General features: G+C 69.5%; 9 protein-coding genes. 4 read left to right on the forward strand and 5 right to left on the reverse strand.

Annotated elements, in window-relative coordinates:
• Positions 1 to 117: 117 nt before the first annotated feature.
• The 3 genes from QSK35_RS35470 to QSK35_RS35480 all read right to left on the reverse strand — a co-directional run bounded on the left by QSK35_RS35470 (position 118) and on the right by QSK35_RS35480 (position 5,937).
• Positions 118 to 3,429 carry a hypothetical protein gene (locus QSK35_RS35470; protein ID WP_285752072.1) on the reverse strand — a complete coding sequence of 1,104 codons (3,312 nt, stop codon included), beginning with the start codon at positions 3,427 to 3,429 and terminating at the stop codon, positions 118 to 120.
• Positions 3,430 to 3,478: 49 nt separating this feature from the next.
• Complete coding sequence (ettA, locus tag QSK35_RS35475) at positions 3,479 to 5,155, reverse strand: energy-dependent translational throttle protein EttA (protein ID WP_285752073.1); 1,677 nt, start codon at positions 5,153 to 5,155, stop codon at positions 3,479 to 3,481.
• A gap of 344 nt (positions 5,156 to 5,499) precedes the next feature.
• A complete protein-coding gene (locus QSK35_RS35480) occupies positions 5,500 to 5,937 on the reverse strand; it encodes a single-stranded DNA-binding protein (protein WP_285752074.1) in 438 nt (145 codons plus the stop codon).
• A gap of 221 nt (positions 5,938 to 6,158) precedes the next feature.
• On the opposite strand from QSK35_RS35480, the gene QSK35_RS35485 reads away from it, so the two are divergent.
• Genes QSK35_RS35485 through QSK35_RS35495 form a run of 3 tightly spaced genes read left to right on the forward strand, consistent with a single transcriptional unit; the run spans position 6,159 to position 8,494 of the window.
• Positions 6,159 to 6,773 (forward strand): TetR/AcrR family transcriptional regulator, encoded by a 615-nt coding sequence (locus QSK35_RS35485; protein WP_285752075.1) that lies wholly within the window; start codon positions 6,159 to 6,161, stop codon positions 6,771 to 6,773.
• Positions 6,766 to 7,689: an ATP-binding cassette domain-containing protein gene (locus QSK35_RS35490; protein ID WP_285752076.1), complete on the forward strand. Its 924-nt coding sequence runs from the start codon at positions 6,766 to 6,768 to the stop codon at positions 7,687 to 7,689. The genes QSK35_RS35485 and QSK35_RS35490 overlap by 8 nt, the downstream gene beginning before the upstream one ends.
• 13 nt (positions 7,690 to 7,702) lie before the next feature.
• The gene (locus QSK35_RS35495) at positions 7,703 to 8,494 is read left to right on the forward strand and encodes an ABC transporter permease (protein ID WP_285752077.1); all 792 of its coding nucleotides are present in this window, start codon (positions 7,703 to 7,705) and stop codon (positions 8,492 to 8,494) included.
• Here QSK35_RS35495 and QSK35_RS35500 read toward each other — a convergent pair.
• Positions 8,469 to 10,418 (reverse strand): bifunctional copper resistance protein CopD/cytochrome c oxidase assembly protein, encoded by a 1,950-nt coding sequence (locus tag QSK35_RS35500; protein WP_285752110.1) that lies wholly within the window; start codon positions 10,416 to 10,418, stop codon positions 8,469 to 8,471. The genes QSK35_RS35495 and QSK35_RS35500 overlap by 26 nt on opposite strands.
• 41 nt (positions 10,419 to 10,459) lie before the next feature.
• On the opposite strand from QSK35_RS35500, the gene QSK35_RS35505 reads away from it, so the two are divergent.
• The gene (locus QSK35_RS35505; RefSeq protein ID WP_285752078.1) at positions 10,460 to 10,996 is read left to right on the forward strand and encodes a DUF3558 family protein; all 537 of its coding nucleotides are present in this window, start codon (positions 10,460 to 10,462) and stop codon (positions 10,994 to 10,996) included.
• Here the strand turns inward: QSK35_RS35505 and QSK35_RS35510 are convergent.
• Positions 10,879 to 12,120 (reverse strand): MFS transporter, encoded by a 1,242-nt coding sequence (locus QSK35_RS35510; protein ID WP_285752079.1) that lies wholly within the window; start codon positions 12,118 to 12,120, stop codon positions 10,879 to 10,881. The genes QSK35_RS35505 and QSK35_RS35510 overlap by 118 nt on opposite strands.

The raw sequence follows: 12,120 nt of genomic DNA on the forward strand, positions 1-12,120 counted from the left end.
CGGCACCTCTGTGTGCCGGGTCCGGCTCCACCCTAGAGGGGTTCATGCCGTTCACCGGTAAGGGGTTGAGCAGTTCTTAACCTCTGAATCGTGGGCTGAATCGAGTCAACGGCTCGATCATGAGCTGGGCAGCGTCCATCCGCCATACGACTCGCCGACGGGCCGGATCGGACCCGTGGTTTCGGGGTCCGGCGTCTCAACAGGCCGGATCGGCCCGGTCTTCTCCGGGTCGGTTTGCTGCTCTTCCTGGCGGCCCGTTTCGTACGCGACGAGGGCCTCGGCCAGGAGCTCGGCGAGGCTCATCTCGCTGTCCTTGCGCTTCGGCTTCGCCGGTTCTTCCGGTTCGTCCTCGATGTCCGCCGGGCTCAGGAACTGGTTCGACACCAGGTCCGGTTGGGGCGGGACCTCGTCCGGGATGGGTACGTCCGGGACCTCGTCCGGGACTGGCTGGTCCGGGACCGGTTCCGGGACCGGCTGGGGCTGCGGTTGCTTCGGGCGTGGTGGCTCCGGGTCCGGTTCCGGTTCGCGTTCCGGTGGGGCTGGGATTCTGAGGTCTGGGGTCGCGTACGGCGCGTGGACGTAGGCGAGGTCTCCGGGGTCTGATTGCGGTTCCGGGGTGGGGACCTGGGGCTCGGTCTCGCTCGGTGACGGCTGCACCACGGGGGTGTCGAAGGTGAACGGCGATGGCTCGGCGGCGGGTTCGGCCGGGACGCCAAAGCTGAACGGCGCCGCTTCGGGCGTCGACTCCGCCGGGATGCCAAAGCTGAACGGCGCCGGTTTGCTCGTCGGCTCGGCACCGGTGTCGAAGCCAGACGGCGCCGGCTTCGGGGCGTCGAGACCCCACGACGACTGCGGGGCCGCAGGGGTATCAAAACTGAAGGGCTGCGGCGAGTCCGCCGGCTTGTCCGCGGACTCAGCCGCGGACTCGAAACCGAACGGCGATTCCGAGGCAGCGGGTTCCGCACGGGAATCGAAGCTGAACGGCTGCGGCGGGTCCGCAGGGCTGTCGAAGCCGAACGGCGACGGCACCTCAAAGCCGAAGGGCTCCGGCTTGTCCGCGGGCTCAGCCGGGGCGTCGAAGCTGAAGGGAGCGGGCACTTCCACCGGCGGCGCGAAGTCCGGCGGGGGGTCGAAGCTGAACGGCGGGGTGGCGGGCTCTTCTGCCGGCGGCGCGGGTTCCGGGGTGTCGCGCCCGAACGCCGCGGCCAGACCGGGCGAGTACGAAGCCGGCTCGTCGGCCCAGTCGCGGGAAAACGCAGCGGCCAGCCCCGAGGACTCGGCGTCGGCGGGCGGGCCGTAGTCCGGAGCGGCTCCCCGGCCGAACGCGGCCGCCAAGCCGCTCCCGGCACCGAAGCTCGGCTCGGTGGAAGCATCCGGGGTCGATTCCGCGAACGTCTCGCGGCCGAAAGCGGCCGCCAGCCCCGGCGACCGAGGCGGCAGGTCGGACTCGGCCGGCTCCTGACCGAACGCCGCTCCCAGCCCAGGCGACCGAGGCGGCACGTCACCATGCGGCTCAGCCGGCTCCTGACCGAGCGCCGACTCCCGACCGAACGCCGCACCCAGCCCCGACGACCGAGGCGACAGGTCACCATGCGGCTCAGCCGGCTCCTGACCGAGCGCCAGCTCCCGGCCGAAGGTCGCACCCAGCCCCGGAGACCTGGTCGGCAGATCGACGTGCGGCTCGGCCGGTTCCTGGCCGAACGCCGTCGGGTACGCCGAGCGCGGCGGGCGGGGCGGTAGGTCGTCAGGCGTCGCCGTCGTCGGTTCGAAGAAGTTCTGCCCCAGTGGTTCTCGGGCGGGTGGTTGCTCCTCGGGCTCGGCGTGCGAGCCGTGGTGCGTTGAGGCGTCGACCCGCCACTGCTGCGGGTTCGCGTCTTCGTCGGGTTCCGGCGCCCGGCGTCTGCCGCCCTCGCGCAGACCCGCCGCCTTGAGCATGTCCAGCACGCTCTCCGGCTGCTTCGGCGCTTCGGGGGCGGGCTCGGCGGCTGGAGGTTCGGGCTGCGGAGTCTCGTCCTCGATGTCACCCGCGGCCACTCGGGCCGCGCGGCGGCGGCCGCTGATCATCGCGCCCGCGGACGCGATGAGGCCTGCGGCGGGGACTGTGCGGTCGGACGGTTGCTGATCCACCGGATCGGATGCCTTGTCCTCGGGGTCGCCGAACGGCTGGACCATGCGCCAGCGGTCTGCCGCGTGCGCACGTGCCGCCGACAATCCTTCCACGGTCATGTCTTCGGCAGCACGGCGGACTCGCTTGACCTTCAGGCCGTCACCTTTGCGCACCTGCACCGGACGCCACTGGCGCAGCTGCTGCTTGAGCTCCGCCGGCAACGTCGGGTCGAGGCGCGGCGGGCCGCCGTCGGCGCGCAGCAGGTCCGCCAGCTGCTGGTGCAGGCTCGCCGGCTCGCGGTGCACGCCGGAGAACTCCGCGGCGAGCCGGGCCCGCACCGTGTAGACGGCGCGCGCCCTGCGGCGTTCCGCGGCGTGCGCGGCCCGCAGGTTCGTCAACGCCTCCGCGAGTTCGCCGGACACCTCATGCACGTGCGCGAGGGCCAGCAGGCTTTCCGCCAGCAACGTGTCCAGCTGGTGTCGTTCGGCGCTGGCGGCGGCTTCCCGCAGCATCTCGCGCGCCATCACGACCCGGCCCGCGGGCAGGTGCACACGGGTCGCCAGCGCCAGGCGTAGCCAGCCCGACGTGGACGCCGACGGCGCGCGCACAGGTCGTTCGAGCAGAGGCGTGCCCGTCGCGCTCGCCTCAGCAAGTTGCTGAGCGTCCATCAACGCGCAGACCAGCTCGAGGGTGAGCCGGCCGCGCGCCTGTCCGCTGTCCGCGCCCGCGGTGGCCTGGTCGAGCAGCTCCAGACCTTCGCGCGCGGCCTCGATCGCGGCGGGCAGGTCACCCCACCGCCGCAGCTGGGCTGCCGACACCGCGCGGAGCAGTGCCCGTAGCAACAACGCCGTGTCCGGGTCGAGGACGGTGTCGGCCGCGTACAGCCGATCCGCCTCCTTGAGCGCGTGCGCCGGCTCGTCACCGCGCCCGACGGTGACTATGCACTCGCTCGCCTCGACCAGCGCCGCGGCCCGCAGGCCGTACGGCACGCCCTCGGCCTCCAGCACCGGCCGCACCGCGGCGAACCCGGTCAGCGGCGCGCCGACCGACCGGGCACACCCGGCGAGCTCGATGCGGAGCAACCACGCGGTCTGCTGCTCGCCCGCGGCCTCGGCGGCCTTGAGCGCGTCCAGTGCGCGGTCGGCGATCCGGACCCCGCGGCCGATCCGGTTGCTGGCGAACACCACCAGCGCCTCGGCCTTGAGCCGGTCGCTCTCGTCGAGGCCGGCGGGAGCGAGCGCGAGTACGCGCTCGCCGAGCACCAGAGCCAACTCCGGTGCCCGCCAACGCAGCCGCCAGGCGGGCACGATCAACGTGCTCACCTCGACGTCCACCTGCGTGTCGCCCCGCGCCGCCACGAGTTGACGCGCCTCAGTCGCGTGTCAGCTTGCGATACGTGACCCGATGCGGCCTCGCGGCCTCGGCTCCCAATCGTTCGATCTTGTTCTTCTCGTAGCCCTCGAAGTTGCCCTCGAACCAGTACCACTGGGACGGGTTCTCGTCGGTGCCCTCCCACGCGAGGATGTGGGTGGCCACCCGGTCGAGGAACCAGCGGTCGTGGGAGATGACCACGGCGCAGCCAGGGAACTGCTCGAGCGCGTTCTCCATCGAGCTGAGGGTCTCGACGTCGAGGTCGTTGGTCGGCTCGTCGAGCAGGATCAGGTTGCCGCCCTGCTTGAGCGTCATCGCCAGGTTCAGCCGGTTGCGCTCACCACCGGAGAGCACGCCCGCCGGCTTCTGCTGGTCCGGCCCCTTGAAGCCGAACGCGCTGACATACGCGCGCGACGGCATCTCGACGTTGCCGACGTGGATGTAGTCGAGCCCACCGGACACGACCTCCCACACGTTCTTCTTGGGGTCGATACCCGCGCGGTTCTGGTCGACATAGGACAGTTTGACCGTCTCGCCGATCTTCACCGTGCCGTCGTCCGGCTGCTCGAGGCCGACGATGGTCTTGAACAGGGTCGTCTTTCCGACACCGTTCGGACCGATGACGCCCACGATGCCGTTGCGCGGCAACGTGAACGAAAGGCCGTCGATGAGCACCCGGTCGCCGAAGCCCTTCTTCAGCTTGTCGACCTCGACCACGACGTTGCCCAGACGCGGGCCCGGCGGGATCTGGATCTCCTCGAAGTCGAGCTTGCGGGTCTTCTCCGCCTCAGCCGCCATCTCCTCGTAGCGTCCGAGACGAGCCTTGGACTTGGCCTGACGCGCCTTGGCGCCGGACCGCACCCACTCCAGCTCGTCCTTCAGCCGCTTCTGCAGCTTCTGGTCCTTCTTGCCCTGGACCGCGAGGCGCTCGGCCTTCTTCTCCAGGTAGGTGGAGTAGTTGCCCTCGTACGGGTGGGCCTGGCCGCGGTCGAGCTCCAGAATCCACTCGGCGAGGTTGTCCAGGAAGTACCGGTCGTGGGTGACGGCGAGGACGGCACCCGAGTAGTTCGCGAGGTGCTGCTCCAGCCACAGGACGCTTTCCGCGTCCAGGTGGTTGGTGGGCTCGTCCAGCAGCAGCAGGTCGGGCTTGCTGAGCAGCAGCTTGCACAGCGCGACCCGGCGTCGCTCACCACCGGAGAGAACCTTGACGTCCGCGTCCGGCGGCGGGCACCGCAGGGCGTCCATCGCCTGCTCGAGCTGCGAGTCGAGGTCCCACGCGTCCGCGTGGTCGAGCTCCTCCTGGAGCTTGCCCATCTCCTCCATCAGCTCGTCGGAGTAGTCGGTCGCCATCAGCTCGGCGATCTCGTTGAAACGGTCGAGCTTGACCTTGATCTCGCCAAGGCCCTCCTCGACGTTGCCCAGGACGGTCTTGTCCTCGTTGAGCGGCGGTTCCTGCTGCAGGATGCCCACGGTGTAGCCCGGAGACAGGTAGGCCTCGCCGTTGCCCGGCGTGTCCAGCCCCGCCATGATCTTGAGCACGCTCGACTTGCCGGCGCCGTTGGGACCGACGACACCGATCTTCGCGCCGGGGTAGAACATGATCGTGACGTCATCGAGGATGACCTTGTCCCCGTGCGCCTTGCGCACCTTTTTCATGGTGTAGATGAACTCGGCCATGGCCGCGATCGTAGAGCGGTGCCTTCGGGCTCCTGACCTCGGTCGGCTGTGCACCCCCGGATCGAGCGTCACGTCGTTGCGTGACCAGCCCGTTTCCGTTCGAAGATGAACGAACCTCGCCGACCGGCCCTCACCGGCGCCGATCTTCGACCTTCCCTCCTTCGCGATTCGCTGTGCGTGCACATCATGTCCGGACGCCCCGCCGGATCGGGTGCGTTCCGCCGGACCGGCCCGCGGATTTTCGTTCGGCCGGCCCGGCGGCGCGCCGCGCCTTCTGACGTCGGCCGCGCCCGTCCCGTTCCACCTGCCGGCCCAGGCGAAACCAGGAGGTGCGTGGGATCCGATCAGAATGGCGTCAACTGCGGTTCGGCCCCAGCCGCGGCCACGCTTTCCTCCTCGGTGCGCGGCGCGACGATCTCGGGCATGGAACCGAGCGAGCGGCACCGGCTGAGGTCGACGCCCATCGCGGTCGCCTCGATCTCGTAGAACTGCCGTCGCACGCCATCCGCTTCGCTGGATTTCTGGCGAAGCCTGCCATGTACAACCACCGGATCGCCCTTGGCGAGGGTCGCTCGGGCGTTGTCGGCCATCCGGCGCCAGCAGGTGACGCCCAGGAACAACTGGTCACCGTCGACCCACTCACTCGTCTCGCGGTTGTAGCGACGTTCCGTGGAGACGATGCGGAAGTTGGCGAGACTGATCGAGCCGTCACCGACCTGCCGGTGCACGACGTCCGTGATGACAGTGCCAACGATGGTGACCGGCGTTTCGTTCCAAGGCATGACGCCCTCCTCTGGGTGTGGGGTGCTGGGGTCCCACCCTGCACCGGGGCGATCGCCGGAACCGGGGTGAGCTGCGAAGTTGTGGATAACTCGCGGGTTGTGGACAAGTCGCGATCTTCAGGGCCCCGATCGCGCGGAATTGTCGGACCGGTGTGGTACGGCGAGATGAGTGAGTGCTCACTCATTGACATGAGTGAGCACTCACTCATAAACTTGGAGCCGTGTCCGAGGAACCACGCCGCCGCCGCGCACCCGCCATGAGCCCGGAGGACCGCCGAGAGGCGATCGTCCACGCGGCTCTGCCGCTGGTGATCAAGGACGGCACAAACGTCACGACCAGTCAGATCGCCGCCGCCGCGGGCATCGCGGAGGGGACGGTCTTCCGCGTCTTCAAGGACAAGCAGGAGCTGCTCGCCACTTGCGTCAGCGAGGCGCTGAAGTCCGATGTGGAGATCGAGCGAATCCGGAAGATCGACCACGACCAGCCGCTGAACGCCCGGCTGACGGAGTCGATCAACGCGGTGCGGGAGTACCTCGACCGCATGTGGGGCGTCATGAGCGCCCTGCGCGACACGGGCTACCAGCCACCCGCGCACAAGCTGGGCGAGGAGAAGGGACCGCCGCTCGAGATGCGCCGGCTTTCCGAGGCGGTCGCGGAACTGTTCGCCGACGAGCCCGTGCGGGTCAAACCCGAACACGCCGCCCGGCTGTTCCTCGGGCTCGTGTTCACCAACCGCATGCAGGGCAGGGGTCTCGGCGAGGTGGTCGCCGAACCGACGGAGCTCGTGGAGCTTTTCCTGCACGGCGCACTGAAAAGAGGGGGAAACGATGAGTGAGCTGATGATCGAGGCCACCGACGTGAGCAAGTCGTTCGGTGACGTGCGTGCGCTCGACGGCGTCAGCATCGCGGTGCCCAAGGGCAGCGTGCTCGGTCTGCTCGGCCACAACGGCGCGGGGAAGACGACGCTGGTCAACGTGCTGACGACGATGCTGCCGCCGACCAGTGGCGAGGCGCGCGTCGCCGGGTTCGACGTGGTCCACCAGAGCTACAAGGTGCGCAGCCGCATCGGGCTGACCGGGCAGTTCGCGTCGGTCGACGAGGCGCTGAGCGGGTTCGACAACCTCGTGCTGATCGCCCGGCTGCTCGGCGCGAGCAAGCGCCAGGCCCGCGACCGCGCGGACGAACTGCTCGAGCAGTTCGACCTGACGGATGCGGCGAAGCGTCCCGCGAAGACGTACTCGGGCGGCATGCGCCGCCGGCTCGACCTGGCGTCCAGCCTGGTCGGACGGCCTGAGGTGCTGTTCCTGGACGAGCCGACCACCGGCCTCGACCCGGCCAGCAGGCTCGGCGTGTGGGAGACCGTCGAGAAGCTCGTGTCGGACGGCACCACCGTGCTGCTCACGACGCAGTACCTCGACGAGGCCGACCGCCTGGCCGACTCGATCACCGTGCTGTCCCAGGGCAAGGTCGTCGCGGCCGGCACGAGCGCGGAGCTCAAGGCGCAGGTCGGCCAGCGCACGGTGACCGTCACGCTCGACTCGGTGTCCGAAGTGGACACCGCGGTCGAGGCGCTGACCGGCATCGGCATGCATCCGGTGGCCGAGGGCCGCACGATCACGACGCCCGTGACGGCGTCACGCGAGCTCGCGAACGTGGTGCGCGCACTCGACGAGCGCGGCTTGGAACCGCACGACATCGCGCTGGGCGAGCCGACCCTGGACGACGTCTACATGGCGCTGGCCGCCGCATAAGAGGGGGATATCGATGGCGACTTTGACGTGGCAGGGCAGCAGCTACCTCACGCAGGTGAAGGTGCTGACCGGCCGTTCACTGCGAAAGTTCGTGAACTCACCCGCACTGATCTTCTTCAGCATCCTGCAGCCGGTGATCATGCTGACCCTGTTCAGCCAGATCTTCAGCAGCATCACCGCGACCGCGAACTTCGCGCCGGGCATGACGTACGTCAACTATCTGCTGCCCGCGATCCTGGTGAACACGGCCATGCAGTCGTCGCTGCAGTCCGGCGTCGGCCTGGTGACCGACATGAAGGACGGCGTGATCGCGCGGTTCCGTTCACTGCCGATCCGGCTCAGCACGATCCTGTTGGCACGCAACCTGTCGGACTTGGTGCGCGTCGCCGGTCAGCTGTTGCTGATGATCACGTTCGGCGTGCTCGTCTACGGGTTCAACCCGGCGGGTGGTGTACTCGGGACGCTGGCCGCCCTGGGCCTCGCGCTCGTGGTCGGCTGGGGCCTGAGCTGGCTGTTCCTGGCGATCGGGTCGTGGCTGCGCAACGCGGAGCTGATGCAGACCATCGGCTTCCTGGCGATGTTCCCGCTGATGTTCGCCTCCAGCGCGTTCGTGCCGATCCAGGGCCTGCCCGGCTGGCTGCAGGTGGTCGCGAAGGTCAACCCGCTGACCTACGCGGTCGACGCGGCACGCAGCCTCGCGCTCGCCCAGCCGGTGACCGGCGTGATCGGCGCGCTGACGACGAGCCTCGGGATCGCCGTGGTCTGCGCGGTCATCGCGATCAGGGGTTTCCGCCGCCCGCTTTAGAGTCGCGCTCAGCAAGGATCCGGAGCATCGCGTTGTAGGCCGCGAGGTCGGCGTCGTTGTCGGCGTCGGCCTTGCGGTCCAACCGCCGGGCGTCGCGGTCGTCGGACCGCGCCCACTGCACGAGCAACGCGACCATCACGACGAGCAGCGGCAACTCCCCCGCCGCCCACGCGATGCCGCCGCCCAACCGCTGTTCCTCCAACAGGTTCTGGGTCCACGGCAGCGCGAGCGAGCGGTAGAAGTTCTCACCGATCACGTTCTGCGAGCTCATCAGCACCACGCCGAAGAACGCGTGGAACGGGATCGACGCGAACAGCAAACCCAGGCGTCCCAACGGAGGCAGCCGGTTCGGCGCCGGGTCGATGCCGATCACCGGCCAGTAGAAGACGTAGCCGACGAGCAGGAAGTGGGCGTTCATCGCCAGGTGCGCCCAGTGGTACGGCAACGCCGAGTCGAACAGGCCCGAGAAGTACAAGGCGTAGAAGGAACCCACGAACAACGCCAGCGCCACACCGGGGTTCGTCAGGAACCGCGCCACCGGCGAGTGGACGAACGCCAGCAGCCACTCGCGCGGCCCAGGCGGATTCTCCTTGCCCGCGGCGGGAAGCGCACGCAGCGCCAACGTCACGGGACCACCGAGCACCAGCAGGATCGGCGCCAGCATGGACAGCAGCATGTGCGCTTCCATGTGGACGCTGAACATCGCCGGCGCGTACCGGCCGATCCCCGACGACGTGGCGAACAGCACCGTCAGGCACCCGCACAGCCACGCGATCGTCCGGCCCACCGGCCACGAGTCGCCGCGCTGCCGCAACCGGCGCACGCCCGCCAGGTAGAGGCCCGCGAGCACCAGCGCCGCCGTGCCGAAGATCAGGTCGAACCGCCAGTCGAACAGGATGCGCCCCACCGTCGGCGCACCGCCGAGGTCGTACCCGATCAGCAACTCGACCGTGCTCGGCGTCGGCCGGGCGTCACCCGGCGGCGGCGTGCGGCTCAACGCGGTCGCAAGGCCGATCGTCAGCATCATCACCAGGATCTCGACGCCGGCGAGCTTCAGCAGCGCGTTCGGCGCGCCACCGACGACCTGCTTGACGCCACGTTCCCGTTGGAAGTAACCGATGACGCCGAGCAGGATCAGGCAGGCGGTCTTGCCAAGCAGCAGCCAGCCGTAAGTCGAGGTGAAGAGGTCCGTGAACGTCACGCGCACGAAGGCGTTGACCACGCCCGAGATCGCCATGACGATCCAGCACACCAGCGCCAGCCTGGAGAACCTCGTCGTCGCGAGCGCGAGGTGATCACCACCGCGCCGGCCGTGCTGCAGCAACGCGATGAGCCCGCCCACCCACAGCGCCGCGGCGACGAGGTGGAACAGCAGGCTGTTCGTGGCGAGGTCGTGCGAGCCGCCCGAGGACGAGTGACCGGTCACCGCGACCGGGATGAGCGCGAAGACGGCGAGGAAGAACAGCGCGGCCGTCCAGCCCCACGACAGCACGAGCCGGCAGCCGAGCGCGATCAGGCTCACGATCACTGCGGTGATCGCCCACGCTTTCGCCTGCTCGATCAGGCCCGCGGTCTGGATCAGCTCAGCGAGGTCGAACAGCTCCGTGACGGGCTGGCCGACGGCGTCCGCGGTCGTGTACGGCACGGAGAGCACCGCTCCCAGCAGCCACAGCAGCGCCGACCACCCGGCCATGCGCAGCCCGCCGTAGCCGTCCGCGGCCAGCATGCCGGACTCCTGCGGTGGCACGAGGAACGCCGCGAGCAACAGTGATCCGATGCACAACACCGCGCCGGTCTCGGTGAGCACACGGACGATCAGCAGCCCGAACTGCTGGTTGCCGGACAGGGTGCTCAAGCCGGCCGCCATCAGCGCGGCGATGGCGAAACCGCAGATTAGGAGCGGGATCAGACCGGTGCGCTTCATTGCCACGTCTGGAGCGTACGCAACCTCTACTGTTGATCCACGTGAGCCGTTCTCGTCCGCTTCTGCTCCTGCTCGCCCTCGTGTTGTCCGGCTGCGCGTACTCGATCCAGGGTGACGCCGTGCCGGGTCCGTTGCCCTCGTCGTCCACGGACCCCGAGGCGCCGAAGATCCCCTCGACACGCAAGGTCGCCGACGTCGACCCGTGCACGCTGTTGTCCAAGGACGACCTCAAGTCGCTCGGCGCCCCGAAGGCGGACCCGCAGAGACAGGACCAGCGGATCCCGCAGTCCTGCCAGTTCAGCATGAACGGCGGCACGGTCGTCGCCGCGATCTACCTCCCGTACGCGGAGACGAAGAAGAAGCAGTCGCTCGGCCGTGAGGTGTTCGTCGAGAAGTACTCGACGTGGCTGACCTGCACCCAGCAGGGCCCGGACATGGTGTGCACGGCGGTCGTCGCCGTTCAGCCGGAGAAGTCCTTGCTAGTGGCGCTCGCGCTGCAGGGCGCCTCGGAGGACAAGGTCACGGCGACGTTGACGCCGCTGGCGTCGGCGGCCCTGGCCCGCCTGCCCGCGGCCTGACGCGCCAGCCACGCCGCCGGGATCATCAACGCGATGATGCCGCTGACGATGCCGAGCGCGACCTCGAGCGAGGTGGCGTGGGCCAGCCCGCCGACCAGCGGCGGGCCGATGAGGAACCCGAGATAGGCGATCGTCGTCACGAGGCCCAGTTCTCGTTCCCCACCCGTGCCGTCCGCGCGCTTGCCCGACTCGCTGGCGAGGTCCATCACGACGGGGAACGCGAAGGCGAGCCCCAGTCCGGCCAGGCCGAACCCGAGGTAACCGGCCGCCGGGGCCGGGATGAGCACCGCCAACGCCAGACCGGTCGCCGCGACCGCCCCGCCGGCCGCGAGCAGCCGGTGTGGACCGAGCCTGCGCTGGATGGGTTCGCCGAAGAGCCGCGCGACGGCCATCGTGACCGAGAAGCCCGCGTAGGCGTAGGCGGCCGCCGCGTCGTTCATGCCGCGTTCCTCGACGAGGAAGAGCGCGGACCAGTCCGCTGAAGCGCCTTCGGCAATGGCCGAGCACAGGGCGACGAGCGCGAGCAGCCAGAGGACCGGGCTTTTGAGGACGGGTGTCCTGGCTTCCGTTGTGTGGCGGTCGCCGACCCCACCCGGCGCGAACCTGGCGATGCTCAGCAGCATCACGAGTCCGATCGCGGCGGCCACCAGGAAGTGGCGCATCGGGCTCCACTGGAGCTGGGCGGCTCCGGCCGCGCCGAGTGAGCCGATCAGTCCGCCGAAGCTGAAGCCTGCGTGGAACTGCGGCATCAGCGGTCGCTGCAACGCGCGGACCACGACCACCGCGGCGACGTTCATCGACACGTCGACCGTCGCCACCGTGGAGCCCAGGAAGAACAGCGCGATGCCCAGCTGCAGCGGCGCGTTCGCCAGCGCGAGTGCCGGCAGGGCGATGGTGCTGAGCACGCTGCTGCCGAGCATGAACGGCCTCGACCCGTAGGTCGCGCAGAGCCGTGCCGCGATCGGGGCCGTGATCGCCAGGCCGGTGCTCGCGCCGAGCAACGCCAGCCCGAGCGTGGCCTCGTTCGCCCCGACCTGCGCGGCGAGCGCGGGGACGCGTGCGGCCCACGTGCCGAACACGAAGCCGTTCAGCACGAACACGACGAACACAGCGAGTCGAGGCAT

The sequence above is a fragment of the Lentzea sp. NBRC 105346 genome (assembly GCF_030269605.1).
Lineage (GTDB): Bacteria > Actinomycetota > Actinomycetes > Mycobacteriales > Pseudonocardiaceae > Lentzea.

What these genes read in the sequence shown, in the direction of transcription:
- QSK35_RS35480 (WP_285752074.1), bottom strand. Translation starts at nt 5,937, where the DNA reads ATGCCTTGGAACGAAACGCCGGTCACCATCGTTGGCACTGTCATCACG.
- QSK35_RS35510 (WP_285752079.1), bottom strand. Translation starts at nt 12,120, where the DNA reads ATGCCTCGACTCGCTGTGTTCGTCGTGTTCGTGCTGAACGGCTTCGTG.
- ettA (WP_285752073.1), bottom strand. Translation starts at nt 5,155, where the DNA reads ATGGCCGAGTTCATCTACACCATGAAAAAGGTGCGCAAGGCGCACGGG.
- QSK35_RS35500 (WP_285752110.1), bottom strand. Translation starts at nt 10,418, where the DNA reads ATGAAGCGCACCGGTCTGATCCCGCTCCTAATCTGCGGTTTCGCCATC.
- QSK35_RS35495 (WP_285752077.1), top strand. Translation starts at nt 7,703, where the DNA reads ATGGCGACTTTGACGTGGCAGGGCAGCAGCTACCTCACGCAGGTGAAG.
- QSK35_RS35490 (WP_285752076.1), top strand. Translation starts at nt 6,766, where the DNA reads ATGAGTGAGCTGATGATCGAGGCCACCGACGTGAGCAAGTCGTTCGGT.